The organism is Pseudomonas sp. NFACC16-2, from assembly GCF_900119205.1.
GTDB classification, from domain to species: domain Bacteria; phylum Pseudomonadota; class Gammaproteobacteria; order Pseudomonadales; family Pseudomonadaceae; genus Aquipseudomonas; species Aquipseudomonas fluorescens_Q.
The window spans coordinates 73,697-96,721 of the sequence record NZ_FPIX01000021.1 but is presented as its reverse complement, the minus strand read 5'-3'; the positions used below and the strand labels follow the sequence as shown (position 1 = coordinate 96,721).

General features: G+C 56.4%; 18 protein-coding genes. 8 read left to right on the top strand and 10 right to left on the bottom strand.

Annotated elements, in window-relative coordinates; translation table 11 throughout:
• Positions 1-4: 4 nt before the first annotated feature.
• Positions 5-388 (bottom strand): winged helix-turn-helix transcriptional regulator, encoded by a 384-nt coding sequence (locus BT116_RS17780; protein WP_072346032.1) that lies wholly within the window; start codon positions 386-388, stop codon positions 5-7.
• A gap of 101 nt (positions 389-489) precedes the next feature.
• Here BT116_RS17780 and BT116_RS17775 point away from each other — a divergent pair, with 101 nt between their 5' ends.
• Together BT116_RS17775 and BT116_RS17770 are read left to right on the top strand one after the other, a co-directional pair.
• Positions 490-1,608, top strand: a complete 1,119-nt coding sequence (locus BT116_RS17775) for an NADH:flavin oxidoreductase (protein WP_072346030.1) — start codon at positions 490-492, stop codon at positions 1,606-1,608.
• A 258-nt stretch (positions 1,609-1,866) separates the two neighbouring features.
• Positions 1,867-2,793: an NADP-dependent oxidoreductase gene (locus tag BT116_RS17770; RefSeq protein ID WP_083569161.1), complete on the top strand. Its 927-nt coding sequence runs from the start codon at positions 1,867-1,869 to the stop codon at positions 2,791-2,793.
• Between the two features lie 166 nt (positions 2,794-2,959).
• Here BT116_RS17770 and BT116_RS17765 read toward each other — a convergent pair whose 3' ends face one another.
• From BT116_RS17765 to BT116_RS31485, 4 genes are all read right to left on the bottom strand, one after another.
• A complete protein-coding gene (locus BT116_RS17765; protein ID WP_072346026.1) occupies positions 2,960-4,378 on the bottom strand; it encodes a sugar porter family MFS transporter in 1,419 nt (472 codons plus the stop codon).
• Between the two features lie 95 nt (positions 4,379-4,473).
• Complete coding sequence (locus BT116_RS17760) at positions 4,474-5,433, bottom strand: sugar phosphate isomerase/epimerase family protein (RefSeq protein ID WP_072346024.1); 960 nt, start codon at positions 5,431-5,433, stop codon at positions 4,474-4,476.
• Positions 5,430-6,458 (bottom strand): Gfo/Idh/MocA family oxidoreductase, encoded by a 1,029-nt coding sequence (locus tag BT116_RS17755; protein ID WP_072346022.1) that lies wholly within the window; start codon positions 6,456-6,458, stop codon positions 5,430-5,432. The genes BT116_RS17760 and BT116_RS17755 overlap by 4 nt, the downstream gene beginning before the upstream one ends.
• 13 nt (positions 6,459-6,471) lie before the next feature.
• Entirely contained in the window at positions 6,472-6,597 is a 126-nt protein-coding gene (locus BT116_RS31485) for a hypothetical protein (RefSeq protein ID WP_256572548.1), read from the bottom strand.
• A gap of 208 nt (positions 6,598-6,805) precedes the next feature.
• Between BT116_RS31485 and BT116_RS17745 the strand changes: the two genes are divergently transcribed.
• Entirely contained in the window at positions 6,806-7,831 is a 1,026-nt protein-coding gene (locus BT116_RS17745; RefSeq protein WP_072346018.1) for a LacI family DNA-binding transcriptional regulator, read from the top strand.
• A gap of 395 nt (positions 7,832-8,226) precedes the next feature.
• Here BT116_RS17745 and BT116_RS17740 read toward each other — a convergent pair whose 3' ends face one another.
• From BT116_RS17740 to BT116_RS17725, 4 genes are all read right to left on the bottom strand, one after another.
• Positions 8,227-9,456 (bottom strand): hypothetical protein, encoded by a 1,230-nt coding sequence (locus BT116_RS17740; protein ID WP_072346016.1) that lies wholly within the window; start codon positions 9,454-9,456, stop codon positions 8,227-8,229.
• Between the two features lie 303 nt (positions 9,457-9,759).
• Positions 9,760-12,381 carry an AAA family ATPase gene (locus BT116_RS17735; RefSeq protein ID WP_072346014.1) on the bottom strand — a complete coding sequence of 874 codons (2,622 nt, stop codon included), beginning with the start codon at positions 12,379-12,381 and terminating at the stop codon, positions 9,760-9,762.
• Positions 12,382-12,471: 90 nt separating this feature from the next.
• Positions 12,472-13,149: a DUF5710 domain-containing protein gene (locus BT116_RS17730; RefSeq protein ID WP_072346012.1), complete on the bottom strand. Its 678-nt coding sequence runs from the start codon at positions 13,147-13,149 to the stop codon at positions 12,472-12,474.
• A 297-nt stretch (positions 13,150-13,446) separates the two neighbouring features.
• Positions 13,447-14,091, bottom strand: a complete 645-nt coding sequence (locus BT116_RS17725) for a DUF2026 family protein (RefSeq protein WP_072346010.1) — start codon at positions 14,089-14,091, stop codon at positions 13,447-13,449.
• 685 nt (positions 14,092-14,776) lie between these two features.
• On the opposite strand from BT116_RS17725, the gene BT116_RS17715 reads away from it, so the two are divergent.
• Complete coding sequence (locus BT116_RS17715; RefSeq protein ID WP_072346006.1) at positions 14,777-16,069, top strand: AAA family ATPase; 1,293 nt, start codon at positions 14,777-14,779, stop codon at positions 16,067-16,069.
• The gene (locus BT116_RS17710) at positions 16,066-16,743 is read left to right on the top strand and encodes an HNH endonuclease family protein (protein ID WP_072346004.1); all 678 of its coding nucleotides are present in this window, start codon (positions 16,066-16,068) and stop codon (positions 16,741-16,743) included. Before BT116_RS17715 ends, BT116_RS17710 begins: the two co-directional genes overlap by 4 nt.
• Before the next feature lie 387 nt (positions 16,744-17,130).
• Here BT116_RS17710 and BT116_RS17705 read toward each other — a convergent pair whose 3' ends face one another.
• Positions 17,131-18,045: a LysR family transcriptional regulator gene (locus BT116_RS17705; RefSeq protein ID WP_072346002.1), complete on the bottom strand. Its 915-nt coding sequence runs from the start codon at positions 18,043-18,045 to the stop codon at positions 17,131-17,133.
• A gap of 257 nt (positions 18,046-18,302) precedes the next feature.
• Here BT116_RS17705 and BT116_RS17700 point away from each other — a divergent pair, with 257 nt between their 5' ends.
• The 3 genes from BT116_RS17700 to BT116_RS17690 all read left to right on the top strand — a co-directional run bounded on the left by BT116_RS17700 (position 18,303) and on the right by BT116_RS17690 (position 22,989).
• Positions 18,303-19,328 carry a zinc-dependent alcohol dehydrogenase family protein gene (locus BT116_RS17700; protein WP_072345999.1) on the top strand — a complete coding sequence of 342 codons (1,026 nt, stop codon included), beginning with the start codon at positions 18,303-18,305 and terminating at the stop codon, positions 19,326-19,328.
• Between the two features lie 676 nt (positions 19,329-20,004).
• Positions 20,005-21,495 (top strand): hypothetical protein, encoded by a 1,491-nt coding sequence (locus BT116_RS17695; protein WP_072345997.1) that lies wholly within the window; start codon positions 20,005-20,007, stop codon positions 21,493-21,495.
• A gap of 96 nt (positions 21,496-21,591) precedes the next feature.
• A complete protein-coding gene (locus BT116_RS17690; protein WP_072345995.1) occupies positions 21,592-22,989 on the top strand; it encodes an aminotransferase-like domain-containing protein in 1,398 nt (465 codons plus the stop codon).
• Positions 22,990-23,025 lie beyond the last annotated feature (36 nt).

The window sequence follows — 23,025 nt, the reverse complement described above, 5'->3', positions numbered from 1 at the left end:
CGAATCACTCCGCCAACTTGAACTCCGCGGCCTCGTCAAATTTCGACCGGGCCGCTTCAACCTCGGGCAATTTGTCGAGCGTCCATTTATGCAATTCGCGAAATGGCTGCTGCAGTGTTCGACCCAATGAGGTGATCTCATACTGCACTGCCACGGGCGAGAACGAAATGATCTGGCGCGAGACGAGACCATTGCGTTCCAGCCGCCGCAGGCACTGGGTAAGTGCCTTCTGGGTGACGCCCTCCAGACGACGTTTGATGGCGTTGAAGCGATGGGGCCCGTCATCAAGCACTGCCAGAACCATCATTGACCACTTATCCGCGATCTGGTCGAACAACGCCCGGCTTGGGCACTCCGACGAAAAACACTGCGGCTTTAATTCCAGCATTGAAGTTTCCTCACGTATACCTAGGCGACTTTAAGTGCCTAATTGACATCAGGTTTACAAAATATACTTTATGGCCTCCGAAAACAAATGGAGTCCATCCGATGTCGATCCTTGATACCAGCATCTTATTCCGTCCTTTTTTCATCCGGTCGCTCGAACTGAAAAACCGCATTGTCATGGCGCCGATGACGCGTCTGTTCTCACCCGAGGGCATCCCGGGTGAAGCGAGTACTGCCTACTACCGGCGGCGGGCAGAGGGCGGTGTCGGGCTGATTTTGTCGGAAGGCACCGTGATTGATCGCCCGGCATCGCGCAATGATGCCGGTATTCCTTTTTTTCACGGCGAAGCGGCGCTGGCGGGATGGAAGAACGTGATCGATGTAGTCCATACGGCTGGCGGGCGCATGGCACCGCAGATCTGGCACACCGGCTCCACGCGTTACATCAACGACTGGGAGCCAGATGCACCCGTTGAAAGCCCGTCGGGCCTTGTTTCGCCAGGTGACCTGCGTGGCGTGGCGATGAGTGAAGAGGACATTGCCGACACGGTAGCGGCATTCGCCAAGGCCGCTGCGGATGCCAAACGACTGGGCTTCGATACCGTTGAGATCCACGGAGCCCATGGTTATCTGATCGATCAGTTTTTCTGGTCTGGTAGCAATCTGCGCACCGACCGCTACGGCGGCCCGACAATCAAGGAACGCTCGCGTTTTGCCAGTGAGGTCGTCTCTGCCGTTCGTCAGGCTGTTGGCCCGCAATTCCCGATCATCATGCGCGTCAGCCAGTGGAAGCAACAGGACTACAGCGTACGCGTCGCGGAAACGCCGGCGGTGATGGAAGACTGGCTGTTGCCACTGGTCGAGGCCGGTGTCGACGTCCTGCACTGTTCGCAGCGCCGCTTCTGGGAACCTGAGTTTCCCGAAATTGACGGTGAGGACGGGCTGAACTGCGCGGGCTGGGCGAAGAAAGTCACTGGCGCCACCACCATCAGCGTCGGTTCGGTTGGGCTGGAGAATGATGTCACTAACGCCTTCGCCGGAAAGGGCTCAACCCCCGCGAGTCTGGATCGGCTCATCGAGCGTATGGAGCGCGGAGAGTTCGATCTGATCGCAGTAGGACGTGCTCTGCTGAGTGACCACGATTGGGTCGCCAAGGTGGAAAAAGGCGATTACGCCGACCTGAAGGGCTTCAATCCGGCCTCTTTAGCTGAATTGGTTTGAAGCAGGAGTTGGCCAGCGCATTCCCCGGCAAGCGCAAAAAATAGCGAACGCCTGAAATGGCGCTTGGGATGGATAAGCATCAGGCACTCCCGGGTGATGGCTGGATACCGTTCGGACGCGGGGTTTTGGACAAGGGTTCGACTGGATTGCCGGGCGGAACATGCCGTTTGTCTGCGTCGTTCGACATCAAGTGAACCCTTGGACATTGACCGTCCTCCACAGCCCTGTGTGCTCTGAAAAGACGAAAAGGTGCGTAGCATGAAAGCAATCAGGATCGACCGGTTCGGCGGCTCCGAGGTCATGCAGCTAGGTGACGTCGAAGTGCCGGAGCCTCAGGCAGGCGAAGTGCTGGTCAAGAATTTTTTCGTGGGTACCAACCCCGTGGACTACAAGATTCGCGAGGGCCATTACCCAGAGGTCAAACAAGATAAGTTGCCGCTTACCCTGGGCCGCGAGGTGGCCGGGCTCGTCGAAAAGACCGGGCAGGGCGTTGGTGATTTCAAGAGGGGCGATCGGGTCTTTGCGATGATTGGGGCCGATGGTGGCTATGCCGAGTATTCGCGGGTGCCGGCGGCGCACCTGGCGCGGATCCCCCAAACACTGGATTGGCCGGCCGCGGCCGGTGTACCACTGGCGGGACATACCGCTTGGCAAGCCCTGGTGGAGCACGGACACATCGAGCAAGGGCAGAAGGTGCTGATCCATGGCGGGACTGGGGGCGTTGGTCACTTTGCGGTGCAATTCGCCAAGGTCAAGGGCGCCGAGGTGTATGCGACCGCGTCCACCGCCAGCCTACCGTTCCTGCGGGAACTGGGCGTGGACCGGGCGATCGATTACAAGACCGAACGTTTTGAGGAAATCTGCAAGGATTTTGACCTGGTCATCGACTTGATCGGCGGTGATACCCAGGCAAGATCCTGGCAGGTACTGGGCGAGGGCGGGCGACTGGTGTCGACCCTGACGATGCCGGATGCCCATCATCCGCAGGCGGCAGGCAAGACCGGCGCACGATTCATCGCTGCGCCGCGTGGGGAGGAACTTACGGAGATCGCCGGCTTGATCGAAGCCGGGAACGTGCAGGTCTACATCGCCAAGGTCTTTGAGCTGGAAGCGGCGGCGCAGGCCCTTGACTACCTGGCCAATGAACATGTTCACGGCAAGGTCGTGTTGCACATCAGTGATTGAGCAGGCCATGCCGCGGAGACTTGAAACGGCAACACTCAGAAGGGGGGCGATCTGGCTCGACGCCCTCACTTCCAAGCAGAGACCAAGGACTTCGCCGTCGGCGTGTTTGGTCAGCGAGCGGTGAGGGCAATCGAGGGTTTCTGAAGCCGGCTATCGAGCTCCTTGCCTAACCATACAACCGCTGCTCAATCTCTTCGAGCGTGCTGCCGCGTGTCTCCGGTACCCATATCGCGACGAAGGTCAGGGACAGGAGTCCTGCTCCCACGAACACGAAGAAGGTTTGGCCGATCCCGATCATCGCAACCAAAGATGGAAAGAACATGCCGATCATCACGTTGGTCAGCCAGAACGCTGCGATCGCCATACCCATGCATCCGCCGCGGATGCGCATTGGGAAAATTTCCGCCAGAAGCACCCAAAAAGCAGGCCCGATCAGCCCTTGCATGGAGGCCAGGAACATCGCCATGGCGCCGAGGATGAGCATGGCGCGGGTGACGGAGGGATCGACAAAAACCGAAACCAGGCCAATCAACAGCAAAGACAATGTGGTGCCAGTGAAACCGAGCAACATCATTGGACGACGGCCTACGCGGTCCAGCAAAGCAATACCCACGAAGGTTGCGCCAATCGAGATAACGCCGTTTACGACGTTGGCGATCAGTGCGCTACGTTGCTCCAGGCCTGCTTCTGTGAGGATCTGGGTGCCGAAGTACATGATTGAATTGACTCCGGTCAGCTGCGACGTAACAGCGATACCGATGCCAATCAAAAAGATTCGCCGCGCACCCTTTTGAGACAGGTCACGCCAGCCGCCTTTTTTGATGAATCGTTCGTTGCTGATCTGCTGGGTGATGGCTTCCATTTCAGCCTTGGCGTAGTACGCCTCCCGTACCAGTTTCAGCACCTCCAGGCCCTCTCTGAAGCGCCCTTTGGTGGCCAGCCAGCGCGGGCTTTCCGGCATGTATAGCATTCCCAACCAGAGTGCCACTGCTGGCAGGGTTGCCAAGGCAAGCATCCATCGCCACACACCGTCGAGATCGCTGAACAAATTGCCCAGTGTGGCGTTGGTGGTGAAGGCCAGGAATTGCCCGGTGACGATCATCAACTCGTTGCGGGTAATGATGCGACCGCGGATGCTGGATGGCGCCATCTCCGAAAGATACGCCGGCACGACGACCGATGCGCCGCCCACTGCTAACCCCAGCGTGAAGCGGGCGGCCACCATGACGTTGAGGGTGGGCGCCAGCGCACAAGCCAACGCGCCAAGAAAAAACACTACGGCGAGGAAAAGAATGAGACGGCGGCGACCCTTGAGGTCCGATAAGCGACCGCTGAACAGCGCCCCCATCATGGCGCCGATCAGTAGGGCGCTGGCGACCAGACCCTCCGTAAAGGGTGTCAGGCCCAGGTCATCTTTCATGTAGAGCAAGGCGCCGTTGATGACGCCGGTGTCGAAGCCGAATAGCAAGCCGCCAAACGTGGCAATCCAAGTGATTTTTTGCAGGTAGCGCTGTGCCTGGTGCTTTTCAGGGCTTACATAGGCGGCTGAAGTGTCTGCCGTATTTCCGTAGGAATTAATTGTCATTGTGATATTCCTGACTGAAACTCATGGGGATACTCACTCGCCATCGCGGTGAGCGTTTCAATATGCAATTACATGGGTTTTTCTCGTGGTGCGATTCAGATGGGTTGGGGTTTGAAATCGCTGGTGGCAACCGGCATGACGCTCTGTAGCAGTCTTACGGATTTTTCCAAACCCTCGAGGCTGTTGAGTAAAACGTCCTCATGCTCGATCGATAGCCAGCCATCGTAGCCGGCCATCTTCAGGCGGTAACAGAACTGCCGCCACCATTGCTCACCGTGGCCGAATCCAAGTGTGATGTAGGACCAGCTTCGGGATGAGATATCCATCAATGAGCCATTTTCCAGGAGTGAATCCACGGCCTGGACTGGCGCATTAAGCAAAGTGTCTTTGGCGTGCACATGATAAATGGCGTCGCCCAGTGCCTCGGCGGCGACCAGCGGGTCAGCGCCCATCCAGAACAGATGCGAGGGATCAAGGTTGGCGCCAATCACCGGTCCGATGGCATTGCGTAGCTTCAGCAGCGAGCGGACATTGTAGACGCACTGGTTACCGTGCAATTCCAAAGCGATGCGCTCCACACCATTTTCCTTGGCCAGATCAGCTATCTCGCTCCAGAAGGGCAGCAGGCGTTCTTCCCATTGATAGCGCAGCATCGCCTGGGTTTCGGGAGGCCATGAGGCAACCACCCAGTTCGGCATCCTGTCGCCGGCCTGACCTTCAGGTAAGCCAGACATGGTGCAGACGGTCTTGACTCCCAACTCACCGGCTACGCGTATCGTGTCCCTGAGGCACTGGCCTTGTGCAGGCTGCGTGGGGTGCAAAGGGTTGCCGTTAGCGTTCAGGGAAATGATTTCCAGACCGTGCTCCTGGAAGCTGCGTTTGAGGGCCTGGCGGTGGTCGGCGCTGGCGAGCATCTGGGCCAAGTCAAAGTGCGGCGCGGTGGACCATCCGCCCGTGTTGATCTCCAGGCCCGACACTCCCAGCCGTTCAGCCTGCTTGAGCATCTCCCGCAGGGGCAGGTTGCCGAGGCTATCGGTGACGAATCCCAGCTTCATGACGTAGCTCCTTCTCGCGACCGGTAGAGGGGCGGTGCTTCCAGCGTCGGCAACACGACCCGGCGACGCTGATTGAGTGCCTCGATGCCGGCTTGGGCGACAATGGCTGCGCAATAGCCGTCCCAGGCATTCGCGGCATGAACTGGGAACCGACCTGTGTTGATGAACGCCACGAATGCTTTGTTCTGCAGGCGGTAGGCGTCGGCGAAACGCGGCCGCCAATCGGCCGCGTACCTTTCAAAACCCTGAAGACAGGTGTTGAAACGAGCATGTACGGGTGTGTTCAGTTGCACGGAACCTCGCTCACCCACCAACTCGCCACGGACGTCGTACCCGTAATGGGCGTTGTTGTTGATTTCGATGTTCACCAGATGGCCTTCCCGGGTTTCCAGCACCATGAATACCGGGGCGCCGACGCCGTCCTCAGACGTGTGGGTGGGTTGGAACACTGAGATGGCAACGTATTCAGTGTCGAGCACGTGACGTGCCACATCGAATTCATGCGGCGCGGAGTTACTGATCGCCATTTGCCCGCTGAAGTTGGCGGGGGCTTCTACGTTGCGGTGGAAGTTGTGCATCATCACAGCCCGACCTATCACGCCGTCGCTCAAGGCGCTTTTCATTTCCCTGTACGAAGGGTCAAACCGGCGCATGAAGCCCAGTTGCACGAATTGGCGACCCCGAGAGGCCTCTTTGTCGATGACCGCCAGGCACTGGTCCGGGCTTTGAGACAGCGGCTTTTCACACAGTGCGGGTTTCCCTGCCTCGATGGCTGCCATGGTCAGGACTGCATGGGTTTCGTCCGGGCTGGCGATGATGATTGCATCGACATCGGACCTTGAAAGCGTGAACAGAGGATCAGTGGAAACGTCAGCCGCGCCATAACGGTCAGCTATCAGTTTCGCTCGCTCTGGTGACGCATCACACACCACATGCAAAGTGGCGCCCGGAAGGTCCTGGGCAATGATGCGGGCGTGATCCTCCCCCATGATACCCGCGCCGATAACGGCGATTCGTATGCTCATATTCAACGACCTATCAATGGGCGAAAGTCATCAACGCAGCGTCGAACTCGCGTGCGCGTTGACTGGGAAAGGAGATGTCTGTGGCCATAAGCGGCGTAGCCGTGGCGGTCGAAACCAACCGATGAGGCGAGTTATTCATGGGACTATCCTGGCGGTTTGTTGTGTTTGTTGTGTTTGTTGTGCCTCGATTATTAGCACCGAACAAGCAATCATCAAGGCGCGCCATAGGCTATTTATGATGTGAAAAACCTCAAATTTGAAGGTGTAGTAGTGGTTTTCATTGCTCTTGAAAACAGTCATCAGTAATACGTATATGATGTAAATAACATCAAGAGAGAGCAGGCTATATGTCCATGCAAACATCGGCGCGTTTATGGAAGGGGCCCACTGTTCAACAGGTCGCCAAGGTGGCCAGGGTCGGAGCAGCCACCGTCGACCGCGTGCTGAATAACCGCCCCGGCGTGCGAGAAAACACCCGTATGAAAGTGCTGGCGGCCCTGGATAAGCTAAAGAAAGACTTGGCTGATGGCATGGCCACGTTGCAGATCAAGCTCTTTTGCGATTCGGGCGAAACCTTCAATGCAACGTTGGCCGACGCCGAGGCATTGGTGAACGCTTCGACGCCAGGCGTCGTGGTGCATGGCTACTATGAACCGACTAACCAGGTCGATCCCGCCACGTTTGCTGATCAGGTTCAGGTTGAGGGCGCTTCAGCGGATGGTGTGATCGTCGTATCGCGCGAGCATCCGGCGATCAACCGCGCGATTCGCAAACTCTGCACCCTGGGTATTCCAGTTGTGTGCCTGACCACCGACCTGCCTAACTCCGGGCGTAGTGCCTACGTTGGCAATGATCAATATGCGGCAGGCAGTGTCGCCGGGTTGCTGATCGGCAATACGTTACCTAAAGAGCCCGCGAAAATCCTGCTGGTGACCAGTGTGCCGTTTCGCTGTCAGCAAGAGCGGGAGATGGGGTTTCGCCGGGTGCTCCGCTCCGAATTCCCGTATCTGAAAATCGATGAACGAGTGATGTCCGACGATCGCCCTCAGACCACGACTGAACAATTGACGCGTTACTTTTCCAAGCACGACTATCCGGCAGCCATCTACAACGTGGCCGGTGCCAACCGGGGCGTCGCTCAGGCAATGGAGACTATCGCGGCTGAGGATCGGCCTATTTTCGTCGGCCATGAGCTTACGGTTCATACGCGGGCGATGCTTGAGTCCGGCGTCATGGATTACGTTATCTCTCATGATTTCGTTGGCGAGACGGCTGCCGCGGTGCGCTGGATACGAGGAGCGATCGAGGGCGCGGCGAGCGCGCCACCCTCAACACAGATCATGATCCACACTCGATATAACTGTGGTGCGTAAGGTCACGTTGCGTTCAACCCGGCCGTGTCCCTCAGCAAAGCCAAGGATGGAACCTCTGTCGGAGTCAGTGCCAATCGAGGAACGCTGCTCCTTTTCACGCAGCAGGTGCCATTACAGGCTATCCGGATCGCCAAAGAACATTTTGACTTAGCTCTAGAACGGTAGTTTTAGCTTAAAACGATCTTGATATGCCCCCTGATTTGCCCCCAATCGCATGCAATACACGAGCGATTTCAAACGGCAATTTCTGACAGGGCCGAGGTGGCACAAGGCGGCCTTCAGCGTACCTTCACGCAGGGATAGCGTCTGTTCAGCGTCGTGTGACTGCTTCCCTTGCTGCAATGTAGGCCGCTCCTAGAGAAGCGGAGGTAGCGAAGGATACCGAATCCTGCTATTTATCTGGCTGGACTCTGGACGCGCGGTCCCGCTTTAAGGGGAATCATGATTACTTCTTGGGCTGGGATTTTACTGATGAACTTCACGGGATCTATGCCAATCGCTCGATATCCTATCGCCATAGGGCGAGGAAAAATCTGAGTCAGCGTAATCCCTGACGATGAGATGTTCTTCACCGAACCGGTTATTCCAGGAGCGCTTGGTACTATGGTTTTCGACAGTAGATCGATCTCAGTCTCGGCATCTCTAATCCTCTGTTTCAAATCTGTCGCTGTGGCTTTGTTCTCACTGGAGGTTGCTTGAGGTTTGCCACCGCTGGTATCAGGTTTATCGTTGCCGAGTGACTTCAGTTGCTCTCGAAGGTTCGTCAGTCTGTCAAAGCGTTCGACCAATGCCTCAGTGGTTAGAGCAAGCTGGCCTGAGTGAGCAGCTGTGCTCGTGAGCGAAATGTCTATGGCATTGGCGTAATACACTTCTGACACAAGCAATAGCTCGGGATTCGAGCTTTTGCCCTCGCTGTCTATATAGGTTTGTGGCTTCATCAGACCGCTCACCACATCTTGCAGCTCCGGGAAGTCGACCCCATCAAACTCCGCATTTCTGAGGGCTGCTAGGAGTCGAGGGGTGTCGACCCTGATAACAGTCGCGCTGGGCACAGAAATGGTCATGATGTACTCGTCTTGCTTGACGGCTCCTCCTTTGGCTCCAACGGCTCCAGCCATCAAGTTGGCACCTGCACCGACTTCAGTTAAAGATCCAAATCGAAACGCAGGGAAGGCCATGGTGCGGTTGATCTTAAAATCTGAATCCGCAAAATCACTGCATTTAAAGTTCGAGTATTTGATGTCGATCGGTTGCCATGGCGTTACAGATTTTCCGGTAGCCTGTATCTCGCCAGGAGCTTGGTAGTTGGATATAGGGGGAAGCTCGGGAGCATTTTGGAGGGTCAGGTACAGCTTGCATAAATCCAGTGAGCCGACAGGCGCGGTGTAATGGGTGTAGAAATTTGCTGGTTTGAAGTCGGAGCGAGATTTACCAGGGTAGGAAGGCACCAAGAGCAGATTCCCGGGGTATAGGTCTTCCTGCAGGGGATACACGGCTCGAATTCCTAGATTCCCGACACCTTCTGACCAGGCTTTGATCATGGACCCCGACTCAGGCCTAGACGCATTGCATCCCGCGATCCCGATCAATGTGGGCAACAGGCAAATAAAAAAAGTGAAGCGCATGACGTCTCCTTTTCGTGCTGGCGATTGGCTATAATTGGTATAGACGTCAATCTCAAAAGCTCAAGGCTGACTTGAGGCTCTCAGGCAAGCCGGAAACATTTTTATATGGCTCTAGAACAATATTTTCAGGCAGAAAAATTTCAAGTTTGCTTCTTGCAGGCTTTTGTCCTTCCCACCGACGGCATGGGCTCGACTCAATTGACAAGGTCGGCTCCGGTTTTCACTGCAAAAAAGCTAGCGCATCAGTGGATGCCGGCCTGACTTACGCGAGGTGAGTTGGGCGGACGCTTACTCTTGACGGGCCTAGCCTTGTTCTACAACGCTCTCTGGCGCCGTTTCGAGGTGATCACCTTCACTGCCTTGGCTTTCTTCATTGATCTCGCCATCTTTACTGGCCTCGTCGTTCCCGTCGAACCTAAACCTTATTGGCACAGGCGCCTGGTCGTCCTCTACCGGGGAATAGAAGCCTTTGCTGATCTTTTTCGTGTAGCCTTTCGAGTAGAAAGTACCCATCGCGTTAGCGAAAATCTTTCTCCACTCGACTGAAGAAATTAATGTGAGTCTGTTGAACCGCCCATGGATTTCATCCGCGAGGGCATTCACGTCCATGACCGCTCCGGGTTTGAAAGTAGCAATCCTTACTTGAGCGAAAATGAAAGCGATCAAATAGAATCTTCGCCCTTCGGGTAGTTGGACTTTGAGTACATTTGAGCGCATTTTGTTTCGTTCCGCACGGAATAGCGAGGCGGCGGCGGCAATGTTTAGTGACAGGTTCGGTTGCAGCTCACGAATACGATCTTTAGGCAGCTCACCGGACACCACTCGATCCATCAAGAGGATTTCATCTATGATAAATTTGTCCGGATATGGCGTTCTGTCTACCTCTGTGTCACACAGCTTACAAATAGGTTTGGCGATGTCAGTGTGTGGTGTTAAGTCGCCACACTCCTTGCATGCATAGAACATTAATCTTTGCGGAGAGTACGACTCCGGAGAGTCGGCGGAATCTGGCGATGACGGATTGATCTTGGCCAAATGGAAACTACTAGTTGAGTTTTTCGGCCAAAAAAAGATGGGCTGAGGTAGCTTGTGCGCCAGATAAGCGATCCACATTTTCACCAGTGACTGATCTTCGTCTGCCTCTATGAGCCAGGCTTGCCAAGATTCGGCCCAGGAAATGTTAAGGCTAGCGAGATTTAGCGGTGTTCTTTTTGTGGAGCGAGCTACTATGTTATCGATACGCAGCTTGTTTTTTTCATCTTGCAAGGTCGCTTGGTGGTTGGGGAGGCTTTTAAGTCTGGACCTAAATGCTTCCTTTCCTGACCAAGTACGACTAGCAGCATTGTAAATGGCTATACATTTTGACGTTGCCCGAGAGTAGGCGCTAAATAACTCAGCGGTATCGAGCAGCTCCGCGCCAAGGATCAAAATGACAGGTGCCTCCAATCCCCGGAATTTCGTAATTGTTTCGCAAAGTGGACGCTCTTTTATCAAGTAGTCAATGTATTGTCTTGATATAAACCTGGCGATTAAAATTACAATATCTTCAGGTAAAACTCCGCTATCAATGAGTTTTTGTCTGATGTCAGAAGCTTCCTTGCATGGATTAGCGCTAATTATCTCTACGGCGGTCTCATACTCCAGTGTCCTTGGGGTCGAATGTTGAAGTTTAGGAGGCATGACCTCTTCGAGTATGCTCGTGACCGCCTTTGGCATTCGCAGGATGATGGTTAGTGGAAATGGATCTACGCCAAGCAGCTCGGTAAGGCCCTTCAGGGAGATGTTCCCGCGTTCGTACGGGAATACTTGCGTTTCGTCGCAGAAGAACGCTTTGGGTTTGTTATGGAACCAGCTGGTTAGAGTTTCGCACCAGGAAGGGGTGAGCGCTTGGGACTCGTCGACAAGCAAGGCGCTGTAATCGGCCATGCGCCCTTGATCAATGGCGTCTTTCAGATCGAGCTCGCATTGCTGCCTATACCACTCATCTTCCTTTCCCGCTTCACTGGTGCGGCCCAGGGCGTTGCGCGCCTGCCCACATAGGCCGTGCCAGGTCGCCACTTCGCAGCCTTTTGAGTCAGTAAGCTGGGTGCGGACGTACTCCGTGAGCTTGTTGTTGAACGAAACCACCAGCACCTTCTTTTGCTGCGCGGCCAGTCTCCGAGCGGTTTCGATTACGATCAGTGTTTTGCCGGTTCCAGGCCATCCGGTCACGAGCGACGTCTGATTCTTTAACACCCTTGTGACTACCGTGCTCTGTTCCTCGGTCAGTTGGAGCCAGAGCTTGTTGTCGAAGAAGATGCGACTGGCCCAGCCACGCCTGCCGTCGATTTCTGGGGTGAGAAATTCAACGACACGAGTGAAGCGGGCTTCGCCCAAATCGGAATTTCCCAGGGTGGTTTTCCAGTAGTCCATCAGGTCCACGACACGCTGCGTAACGTTCGGCATCTCTCGATAGTCGATGTATAGCGGCTGTGGGGGAGTGGAAGTCGTGTCGTACATTCCAGGCGTGGTCGCCTTTCCTGCAAAGTCGGAGTTGGGAAAAATAAACCCGTAGCCGATCCGGAATCGAAGTGACGGATCGGAACCCAACCACCGGGCGATTCCGTGGACGTTGTCGCGGGTCTGGCCGATGGGGTCGATGGTGTAATGCTTGTGGAGGTGGACAAACTGGTTGTTCCTAACGCCGTATTTGCCGCTCTTCACTTCAAGCACGAGCAGCCCTTTTTCCGGATGGACGATCAAGAAATCGATCTCTCCGGTCGGCTTTGCTTGAGGGTCAACCTTGTTCACAGCGGAGCAGAGCCAGGGAAGGCGGTGGATGACAACGTAGTCGTCCGGTAGCTCCGTCTTGAAGACGGTGTAGAGATCTCGTTCGCCCTTGCTCTCGGTGCCGAAAGGCCCGTTGTCTGGGAACATCCTTGCCATCGATGCAGCGCCTTCTACTGATTTAATTCATACCGCAAGTGGGCCTGAGGTGCGCGGGGTCCTCGGGCAGTCCGGGATTGGATCGGGTAATTAGGGTTGCTGGCGAACCTGCATCCAGTCGAAAAAATCTTCGGATGCAAAGCCGACGCTACAGTTGGCGTCGAACCGCTCGTTGATTCTGATGAGAGTCATCCGCTGAGCTTCGTGTGGTGAGGTCGGAAAGAAAGCTCCACCAAGTTCGCTGTGCATGAAGAAATCGCCGAGCTTTGCGCCGCAGTTTTCGCAGTGGTTCATCAGGTAACGGCTGCCTGCTGTTTTGCTGTAGGCCTGCTTGAACTTGTTGGTGAAGCGATGGAGTTGCTTCGTGACTTGGGGGGAAAGGCTGTCAACGTTGGAGACCGTCCCGCGATGCCCATGGCACTTCCATTCGCCGAGGTTGCTTGTGAGCGGGAAATCTTCGTCCTCATCCACATAGTAATCGAACTCTTCGTGTTGCTGGGGCAGCTTGAACGAAAACACGCGGGTCAAATTGGAGCAGCCCCAGCAGTCGGACACTGACTCTATGACGTAGTAATACGATGCTCTGACGCTAAATTCAGGTCCGTGCTCCAGGTCTGCGTGCTCTGTTACGGGCAGCCATTGAGCCAAGGGGCCGATGTCGACACCCTCGGGGATGTACCAAGTCTTCAGGCTCGGGTCCCACCTGGCACCGAGTGATTTCGCTTCATCTTTTTCTGAGAGGGGGACTTTCAGATCAATCCTTGCCATTCCTGTATCCGTACGTATTGGCCATCAGTAAATGCCGGATCCCATGCTAGACCCTTCTGGTCTTGTTGGGGGCCCCGGAATTCTAGAAAACGAGCGACAAAGCAGGCTGATGGCGGGATGTGCTGCAAAAGCCCGCTGGTGTGTCTTGGTCAAAGGCTGGTCCTTAACCGCGCTCAATGGTTGGGTCTTTCAATCAGGCGGTACACGTAGCCCGCTACGCGGAAAGTCGCCAGGGCGGTGTGGGAGGAGGCTCCTCTCAGGGGCAACCACCTTGTGAATAGCCCAACCCAGCTTCGCTTACCAAGAACCGACTACTGACACATCCTTGAGCTTCACGGTGGTCATCTGGCCTTTTTCATCACCCACCGTGATTGTCGGAGGGATTGTTTTCGGGGGGCGCCTGTACCAGTCACAGCATCCATTTATCACATCACTGAGAAATCGGCTTTCCAGGACTTTCCGCACAAGTTTGTCGGTCAGCACTGGATTCGGATCGAAGAAAAAATCACCAGCCTGTTCGAGTTCCATAGGGGATGGATTCATGGTCTCGAATTTTCGCTGAAAGGACTTGGCTAGTGGGGTAAATGCGTGGTGGGAAGATTTAGCCGTCTCTGGAAAAATCGGGCTCATAAAATCGATCAGATAGCCGTCGCACGCGACCATCGCGTGGAAGGCGCTGGGGCTGCTATGGGCTTCGCCATCTTCAATTGTTGCGAAGCACATGACCTTCGAGTCTTCGACATCCGTCATCAGGCACATTGCGCCTGCGAGGGGATGAGCCTTTCTCCTGTAGTGTTGGCTTAGGATTGCAGCGCCCGCCATGCTGAAGTACCAGCAAGCGTGAGCAGTGTCTGCCTGACATGAGTCCAGCACGCTGCGAATGACACGATGAATCCGCAAATAGTCGAGGAGCGGTATTAGCTCAGGCGATTTCTTACTCATGGTTGTCCTTTTCAATAAGGGTAGCCCGGTCCCCCGGCCTCCATCGGTGCACAGAATCAGTGTCCAAGCTTGTTATTCAGGTAATGAAAAAGCGTTCTGACCGCGTTGACGTGTCGGCGCTGATACGATTTTTACCTCAGGCTGCTGATTTTGACTGACCCACATACTGCCTCCGAAATCACCCACAAGGTCATCATTTTTTGAGTACTCGGGTGGGTCAATGAATTCCGGTAGTCTGGTTCAAAATCGCATCAGCGCCAACAGCATGCCCTTCCGGGTGCGAGCTTGGGCGCTTTCGACGAGTTTGCCTCGATGGATTACAATAGGCACATGTGCCTACGAGGCTTTCCATGTACTCTAAAGACAAGCTCCTGTGGCTTATAGAAAAATCGGGCGTTACTCAAGCCCAAGCAGCTGAGCTCATTGCCCAAGAAACTAAGCGTCCATGTAGTGCACGTAGTGTGCGAGCGTGGCTGGCGGACTCAGAGAAAACCAGCGCAAGGACATGCCCAGCTTGGGCGGTCAACGCTTTGGAGACTCGCCTACGTTTCCTCAAAATGATTGCTTGATAATAGGTACAAGTGCCTTGTTGGCGGACAGCACCCAACGGTTTTGTGAACATCACATTGCACCTATGGGGCGGCGCCTGAATGCCTGAATGCCTGAATGATTGGAGACACCGCCCATGCTTAAAAACCTGACGTTCGAAGGTGTTGGTCCTGCAGAGAGGCTCGCCATCGACTTCAAACCGCGTCTGAATTTCCTGACCGGCGACAATGGTTTGGGTAAAAGCTTTGTTTTAGACATCGCCTGGTGGTCACTAACGCGCACTTGGCCTAGAGACGGCATAGCCACTCCGCGTAAGGACGCCAGTCAGTCGAGTATTGCTTACTGCTACGAAGGTAGCACCGGCGAATTTGTCTACAAAAGTAATTTCGACCATGAGTCTCAGCAATGGTCGGTTAAGCAGAGCCGTCCGGCAATTCCAGGAGTAGTGATCTATGCCGGAGTCGACGGCAGCTTCTCTGTCTGGGACCCGGCCCGTAACTACTGGAAGGGGGACAAGGGAGAAGCAGCGGCACCGAACCGTCCACGTAGCTTTGACTTTTCACCTGATGAGGTCTGGAATGGTTTGCTTTCCAGCGACGGCAAAACCCAACTGTGCAACGGGCTGATCAGTGATTGGGTTCTGTGGCAAGAAGGTAGCAAGCCCGCTTTCGATGATCTGGTCAAAGTGCTGGATGCTCTTTCTCCTTCTGGTGTAGAAAAAATGAAGCCGGGGGAGCCGATGCGAGTGGGCGATAGTGTCCGATACATTCCCTCTTTACACATGCCTTACGGACAGGATGTGCCGTTGACCCAGGCTTCGGCAGGGATGCGTCGTATTGCAGCATTGGCCTATCTGCTGGTATGGACTTGGCGAGAGCATCAATTAGCTTATGAGCGTTACCGGGTCCAACCGGCAAGAGAGATCATCTTTCTAATTGATGAAATCGAGTGCCACCTGCATCCGCAATGGCAGCGCCGTATCGTCCCCGCGTTGCTCAATGTCATGAATGCACTCACTGGCAGTCGTGAGGTACCTGTGCAGCTGTTGGCAGCGACTCATTCACCGTTGGTGCTGGCTTCGGTCGAACCTGATTTTGATAGTGCGCGTGATTGCATCTGGGATTTCGACTTGGTCGGTGCCGAAGTACAGGCATCGCTCTATCCCTATTCGCGTAAAGGGGACGTGAATGCTTGGCTCTCTTCTGAGGTTTTCAATCTGAAGGAGCCCAGCTCCGTGGTTGCCGAAGAAGCGCTGGGTCGTGCCCGAGCATTTTTGCGGCAAGTCAGCCTGCAAAAGGCGCCTTTAACAGCTGAGCAGAAGAGCACGCTTAGCGATATTGACTCGGCACTTCGGGGTAGCTTGAGTGATGTCGATTCTTTCTGGGTTCGCTGGAGCAACTTCCGCGAGCAGAGGTTGGGCAACATATGATTCGAGTCGAGCCGGCGAATGAGCCTGAGAGCTTTGATGAAATAGTCAGAAAGCCTGGTCATCGAGCTATTGCCGAGCTGGTAGGTGAGGAGGCCTTACCCGCGCGTAGAGGGCGGCCCAGGAAGGTCGTGGCGCAAACACGCGAAGATATTCCGGCTGACAAGTTTCCACCTGTGTGGACCCATGCTCTACCGGACTTGATGGAGGCGTACGGCCGTCTCTGCGCCTATATCTGTATCTATATCGAGCGAGTCACGGGCGGTGGTTCAGTGGACCATATGCTAGCTAAGTCTCATGCGTGGCAGGACGTATACGAATGGCAGAACTATCGCTTGGCCTGCACGCTAATGAATGCCCGCAAGAACAACTACCAGGATGTCCTAGACCCTTTCGAGGTCGAGGATGGATGGTTTCGTCTCGAACTGGTCAGCTACCAGGTTATTCCCGGCGAGGGTCTTGATCCCGCGATTGAGGCGCGGGTGCTCGCTACCATTACACGCCTGAAACTGAACGATCATGATTGTCTGAAGGTCCGTGAAGAGTACGCAACAGCATTTTTCGATGGCGACATCAAATTGGACTATTTGCGGCGGCGCGCGCCGTTTTTGGCAAAGGAAATTGAAGGGCAGGGTGCGGTTGACCTCATGGAAAGACACGAGGAGTTGGGGGCTTAACCACGTCGACTGACGCTTCTTTTCGGTACCAGACGAACCGCATCCTTTTTCCCTTTGGAGTTCAGACATGCTGCTTTCTAAGGAACTTGAGGTCGACAGGCAAATTACCGGTTAGCTGCCCCAGAATACCTTCGCGATTTGGTGTTGCTTCGCCAAAGCGACCAGAGCGTTGACTGCTTTCCGGGTGCGCTGGATGCGATTCTGGTGGCGCTTAACTATGTCGAGGGGTAGGTCTTGTTGTGGCGTTAGACTGGGGGCATCCGTTTCAAACCATCCAAAGCATGCCCTCAGATGTGCCCCCAATGTAGCAATCCACTGGAAGTGAATGGAGCTCCATGGTTTGTGGAAAGGCAAAAATGATCAGATGAGCAGCCCGCCCGACGCCCCCTAAAGACTCTCAGGATCGCCAAAGAACATCTGAATCCGCGACCGCAACCAGCGCTCCCCAGGATCGTTGTCCTGGGACCCGCGCCAAGCCATGTGCAGCTCGAAGCTACGCACTGGAATCGGTGGGTCTTCGGCGCGTACGCCGCCGGCGGCGGTCAGGGCGTCGGCGGTGTAGTCAGGGACGGTGGCGATGATGTCGGTGCCCGACAGCAGCGTGCTCAGGCCATTGAATTGCGGTACGGCCAGCACCACATGGCGCTTGCGGTCGAGTTTCGCCAGCTCTTCATCGATGAAGCCGCTCAAATCACCCGCGAAAGACACCAGGGCATGGGGGCGAGCACAGAATTCGTCCAGGGTCAGTCGTCCCGGCGCGGTATCGGCCCGCAACACTTTGGGCAAGCTGCGCCGCAAGACCTTGCGCTTGGCGTTGGCCGGCAGGTCGTCGGTGTAGCTGACACCGATGGAGATTTCCCCGGACGCCAACAAGCCTGGCATCAGAATGTAGTTGACCCGGCGCACCACCAGCACGATGCCGGGCGCTTCGGCCCGCAGGCGCTTGAGCAGCATCGGCAGCAGGGCGAATTCGGCGTCGTCCGACAGGCCAATGCGAAACACCGAGGTGCTGGTGGCCGGGTCGAATTCCGCCGCGCGGCTGACCGCCGTGGAAATCGAATCCAGGGCCGGGGAGAGCAGGGCGAAGATCTCGATCGCCCGGGCCGAAGGCTCCATGCTGCGACCGGTACGTACGAACAACGGGTCATCGAACAGGCTGCGCAGGCGCGACAGCGCGGCGCTGATGGCCGGTTGGCCTAGGAACAGTTTCTCGGCCGCGCGAGTCACACTGCGTTCATGCATCAATGTTTCGAACACGATCAACAGGTTCAGGTCGACACGCCGCAGGTCATTACGATTCATCTGGGGTCCTGGCAGATTCAGCAAGCTTGACGTGAGCGGCCATATGGGAACAATGGCCGGCATGAATCTTACGGGGAAAGACTGGTACTCTGCACCGGCTAATTGAGTTTTCTTAGGTTAAGTCCTACGCAATGGCTTGGTTTTTCTTGCTGCGGAATCAATGACAGGCATGTCGACTATTAATAGCCACTGATGGTCTTGGGTACAAAGCCCGGATAGAGTTCATGGCATTAGAGGTTACTTTGACGAGGTTTGCGATGTCCCGCACGATCCGTTTTCACAAGTTTGGTGGTGCCGAGGTGCTCAAATGCGAAGAGCATACGGCGGCTCTTCCTGCGCCAGGAGAAGTGCAGGTCCGCGTCGAAGCGATCGGCATCAGTTGGTACGACACCTTGTGGCGCCAGAACCTGGCGTCGTCCCAGGCGCGCCTGCCTTCGGGCCTGGGCCATGAAATGGCCGGCGTGGTCACGGCCGTCGGCGACGGCGTCGATGACTTGGCCGTGGGCGACAAGGTCGCCAGCTTCCCGGCCGAGAGCCCGAACGATTATCCGGTGTACGGTGAAGTCATCGTGCTACCGCGCACCGCCCTGACCCGTTATCCCGACGTGCTCAGCCCGATCGAAGCCGCTGTGCATTACACACCGCTGCTGATCGCCTATTTCGCCTACATGGACCTGGCACGGGTCAAGCCGGGGCAATTCGCCCTGGTCACCGATGCCAGTCATTGCGCCGGTCCTTCCTTCGTACAACTGGGCAAGGCCCTGGGTGTGCGGGTGATCGCGGCCACCAAGACGGCTGACGAGCGTGAGTACCTGTTGTCACTGGGCGCCGAGAAGGTCATCGTCACCGAAGAGCAGGACTTGCTGATGCAAATCAACAAGCTCACCGACAACCGTGGCGTCGATGTGGTCTTCGACGGCCTCGGCGGGCCGCAGATGTCGCTGCTGGGTGACGTGTTGGCACCGCGTGGCAGCCTGGTGCTGTATGGCTTGCAGGGCGGCAACCAGACGCCGTTTCCAGCCTGCGCGGCGTTCCAGAAGAACATTCAGTTCTTTGTGCACTGCATCGGCAATTTTACCGGCAAACCGGAACTGGGCATTCTCCAGGACCAGGTGGCCTTGCAACGAGCACTGCGCGATATCAATCAACTGACCGCCGACCGTGTGCTGTTGCCACTCAAGACTCGGGTCTTCCCGTTCTCCGAGTTTGTCGAGGCTCACCGCTACATGGGCGAATGCCCTTGCCGTGAACGTGTTGCCCTTCAGGTCATCGACCCAGTCTGAACCCTGTCTTGCGCAAGAGTCATCGCCCGGGCTCTTGCGCTGCCCTCGTCCTGACACCTTCTCATCTGACGGCACCTCCTGCCTGGTGGTGCTGCGTTCTTGCCTCGCCTTTCGTGCCTTGAATGGCCTGTCCCGGTTCGCTCAAGACTGAAACGGTCTGCCGACCAACATCTGAACTGGTTTTTGCCCTCAATCTGTATCTTCTAATCATTGTTTAAGTCTTGATAATTGAACGCTGATTTCCATATCAAGGAAGAAATCGTGGTGCTGTATAACTTTTTCGAAGGTCTTCATCCTTCAAGATGCATTCAAGGGGCAATAAACATTAATGGGTGCGGGGCTATCTATCGACCCTGGGGAAAACAGGGCGGGGTAGAGAGCCAATTAAAGTTCGGCAAGTTCTTTGTTTCTCGTACTCATTGTCTGTGGGACGTTGTCGGAATTCTCCTAGGACGTGCCGTTCGATCGGTTAGGCCCCCTGATTTCAAGGCTTTCGGCGGGGGAGTGCTGGGGCGTGAGCCGACTCTCAGTATATGTATCAAATAATTACAACAAGCAATGCTCGAGCGTATTGCTAATACTCTTTGAGTGCTAGAACAATCATCTAGACCAACACGTCGTGCAGTCACGTTGGTGCGGGTGCGACGCCGATAGTTGAATTTCCAGGTAAATGGCTATGAGTGCAATTCATGAGCAGGCAATGACTCACGTGTATCAACAGATACTGCAACGACTGTCAGGTTTTTATTCCCGGGCAGAACGTACCGCGTTGCAGCTTTTGATCCAGCGTTTAATTGTCGCCGCCGGAGGCATCGAGCGGATTGGCGATTATCGCGTGTTGACGGTCCTGAACGGGAGCCGGGAAAGCTTTTATGTGCTGACCGCCTTGCGGGCCGCACAGCTGAGTATCGCGGGGCGACATCCGGTGACCTTCACCTTGCGTGTCGCCACGCCACGCTTGAGCGAAACCACCCAGGCGACGCTGGAAAACATCCACCGCTGCTACAGCGCGCTGTTTGTCTACGATGATCCCCGGGTCGAATTGCTGATGGCGGATAACCGCGAGGTGTTGCCGTTCAATCACCGGCAGCCCTTGTCGGTGGCGGGGCACGAAGCCAATCGCATGGACCTGCTGGTCCTGGGACACCTTCGTGCGGTCGACAGCCCCTTGGAGATTGGGGACGACGGCTACCTGGCGATGGCCGAATTCTATCGGCATATGGCTCGCTGGGAGTCGGGCGTGGATTCGTTGGTCAGCAGCGATACACCGCGCCAGCAAAAACAATTCATATCGGGCCTTCGCCGCGCGACTCGCAAGATCGGCCTGCAGACTGAGCACGCCTGCGGTTTCGACAACCTCTTTGCCCACCTCGACACCCTGGGTGGTGATATCTACCGGCATTTCTATGGGCCGGAGCGCCTCGATGCCTGGAGGCCCGAGGGTCACTTCGAGGCTTGCCGGCGAGTGGGCCACGTCGGCATCGACGACCTGATCGTCGTTCGTTCGGAGGGAACCAACTGGCCGCTCTTCAACGAGTTCCTGCGGGTGCAGACCGAGGGGCTTGTGCCATCGGCGCCTGAAAACGAATACATCAGCCCGCTGCTGTCGGCCCATCTGCACGGTCTGCAGGCCTGCTACCTGCATGGCCGCAGCTATGAAACCGGCTATGGAGACTACGCGCAGCGAGCGATCATGATCATGCATCGCAAGCAACTGCCGGAACACGCCTGCGAACAGGCCCGGGCACTGTTCGGCTCACCGTCGTCGATTCCCGAGCGTCGTGCCTACGCCGCCCTTGAAGCGCAAAAGATCCTGGGGCTCAGCGAAACGCAACTGGTGTGCATGCTGTTCGCGCCCTTCGTGGGACAGGGGGCGGGCCTGGAGCATTTTCTGCGTTGCTGCCATCCCGGCATGCTGGTGGCGATGCCGGACCTGCACAAGGCCATGCAGGGGGCGACCGTTGTCGATCAGGTTGCGCAGTGGATGGTCGATGTCAGCGGCCTGCCCATCGACATCCTTGGCAAGTTGTACCGGGCGAGCGTCTCACTGCCGGAACAATCGGACATTACCCCGGGCGCCGATCTGCAGCAGACCAGTGACAGCATCGACACTGCAGAAGCCGGGTCGCCTGCCGATGGGCTGCATGAACGCTCGGCAAGGCATTGAGGAACGAGGTTTGACGCAATCATCTACCTCGTCCCCAGTCCTTGTACCCGGCGTTGCGACTGGGTCGGCGGCGACGCGCTGTCCTGGCCTGAGCCGATGAAAGGTTGCCGGGAGACAGGCTTCGCCTACCAGGCGGTTTATCGCTACCTGACCACGCTGATCAACGAGCTGGAGGTTGATGCGCGAGTTCGCCTGCCGTCGCTGCGGCAATTGGCCGAGCGTCTGAACGTATCGATATCGACCATTCAGTACGCGTATTCGCTGCTGGAAAAGGAAGGGCGGGTCTATTCGATCGCCAAGTCCGGTTACTACGCACTGCCAGTGCCCAGCATGGCCACCCTGGACGGCGGTGACGATTTGCTCGAAACCTTGTACGTCAATGCCCGACGACCAGGCATGCGGGTGCTCAGTGCGGACGAACCGGCGTCGATGCAGCCATTGGACAGCCCGCTGTTGCTGCTCGAACGCGAACTGCTGCGCCAGTACCCACGCTCCTCGCAGACACCCTCGCAACCCTGGGGTGAGCTGGAGCTGCGCACCGCGCTGGCTGCCCGCTACACGTCTTCGCCGGCCCGTTGCTGGAATGCCGATGACGTCTACATTGGCGCCGACCTGCGTGGCGTGCTGGAGATCCTGATCGCGGTGCTGGCACTGCGCGGGTCCGCCGTGCTGATCGAATCGCCCTGCGATTGGGCAGTGTTGCGCCTGCTGCAGGCGGCGGAGGTCAACGTCATCGAGCTGCCACTGCTGACCAGCGGCGAGCTCAATGTCGAGCAACTGGAACAACTGCTGGTGAACGAAACTGTACGCCTGGTGGTGCTGTCGTCGGTCTTGAACATGCCGAGGGGCACGCTCGTTCCGGAAGAGAACCGTCGTGCCATCGCGCATCTGCTGGAGCGGCACGGAACTTGGGTGCTGGAGAACGACAGCCATACGGACCTGGCGTTCGAGGCGAGGGGGGTGCCTTTTCGAGACTTGCTCGACCCGGACCGGCTGATCGTCTATTCGACGTTCGAGAAAACCATCGGGCCAGAGGCGCCGTATGGCTACGTGTTGTCGCGCCAGTTGACCCTGCACCTGCAGCGACATTTCCTGCTGCGCGCGTTTTGCTTGTCGCCGATTCGCCAGAAAGCCATCGCCCGGTTGTACAGCAACGGTCGGATTGACCAGCACTTGCTGGTGTTGCGGCGCCTGCTGCGCGAAAGCGCGGTTTCGACGACGCAATTGCTGCGCGAGCGGCTAGGGGATAGCCTGCAATGGGCAGAACCTCAAGGTGGTGCGACGATCTGGATGCAATCGACGCGACGGGTCGACTTGCGGCGGGTCTTCCATCGGCTGCTTGCCCAGCGAATCGTCATCGCGCCAGGGGAGTTGTTCAGTCTCCAGGGCCTGTATGCACAACATATGCGCCTCACCCACGCCCTGAACGGGCCACAGGAGATGGACGCTGCGCTCTGCGCGCTGGCCGATGCCTTGAGGCTCGAACAAGCGTAGTCGGCAGCAATGGATCGAACCCATCGCGCCATGGTC

Excerpts from the sequence above, each read along its gene's own strand:
- BT116_RS17710 (WP_072346004.1), top strand. The coding sequence starts at position 16,066 with ATGATTCGAGTCGAGCCGGCGAATGAGCCTGAGAGCTTTGATGAAATA.
- BT116_RS17740 (WP_072346016.1), bottom strand. The coding sequence starts at position 9,456 with ATGCGCTTCACTTTTTTTATTTGCCTGTTGCCCACATTGATCGGGATC.
- BT116_RS17705 (WP_072346002.1), bottom strand. The coding sequence starts at position 18,045 with ATGAATCGTAATGACCTGCGGCGTGTCGACCTGAACCTGTTGATCGTG.
- BT116_RS31485 (WP_256572548.1), bottom strand. The coding sequence starts at position 6,597 with ATGAATAACTCGCCTCATCGGTTGGTTTCGACCGCCACGGCTACGCCG.
- BT116_RS17730 (WP_072346012.1), bottom strand. The coding sequence starts at position 13,149 with ATGGCAAGGATTGATCTGAAAGTCCCCCTCTCAGAAAAAGATGAAGCG.
- BT116_RS17745 (WP_072346018.1), top strand. The coding sequence starts at position 6,806 with ATGTCCATGCAAACATCGGCGCGTTTATGGAAGGGGCCCACTGTTCAA.
- BT116_RS17780 (WP_072346032.1), bottom strand. The coding sequence starts at position 388 with ATGCTGGAATTAAAGCCGCAGTGTTTTTCGTCGGAGTGCCCAAGCCGG.
- BT116_RS17765 (WP_072346026.1), bottom strand. The coding sequence starts at position 4,378 with ATGACAATTAATTCCTACGGAAATACGGCAGACACTTCAGCCGCCTAT.
- BT116_RS17690 (WP_072345995.1), top strand. The coding sequence starts at position 21,592 with ATGAAAGGTTGCCGGGAGACAGGCTTCGCCTACCAGGCGGTTTATCGC.
- BT116_RS17715 (WP_072346006.1), top strand. The coding sequence starts at position 14,777 with ATGCTTAAAAACCTGACGTTCGAAGGTGTTGGTCCTGCAGAGAGGCTC.
- BT116_RS17695 (WP_072345997.1), top strand. The coding sequence starts at position 20,005 with ATGAGTGCAATTCATGAGCAGGCAATGACTCACGTGTATCAACAGATA.
- BT116_RS17760 (WP_072346024.1), bottom strand. The coding sequence starts at position 5,433 with ATGAAGCTGGGATTCGTCACCGATAGCCTCGGCAACCTGCCCCTGCGG.
- BT116_RS17735 (WP_072346014.1), bottom strand. The coding sequence starts at position 12,381 with ATGGCAAGGATGTTCCCAGACAACGGGCCTTTCGGCACCGAGAGCAAG.
- BT116_RS17770 (WP_083569161.1), top strand. The coding sequence starts at position 1,867 with ATGAAAGCAATCAGGATCGACCGGTTCGGCGGCTCCGAGGTCATGCAG.
- BT116_RS17725 (WP_072346010.1), bottom strand. The coding sequence starts at position 14,091 with ATGAGTAAGAAATCGCCTGAGCTAATACCGCTCCTCGACTATTTGCGG.
- BT116_RS17775 (WP_072346030.1), top strand. The coding sequence starts at position 490 with ATGTCGATCCTTGATACCAGCATCTTATTCCGTCCTTTTTTCATCCGG.
- BT116_RS17755 (WP_072346022.1), bottom strand. The coding sequence starts at position 6,458 with ATGAGCATACGAATCGCCGTTATCGGCGCGGGTATCATGGGGGAGGAT.
- BT116_RS17700 (WP_072345999.1), top strand. The coding sequence starts at position 18,303 with ATGTCCCGCACGATCCGTTTTCACAAGTTTGGTGGTGCCGAGGTGCTC.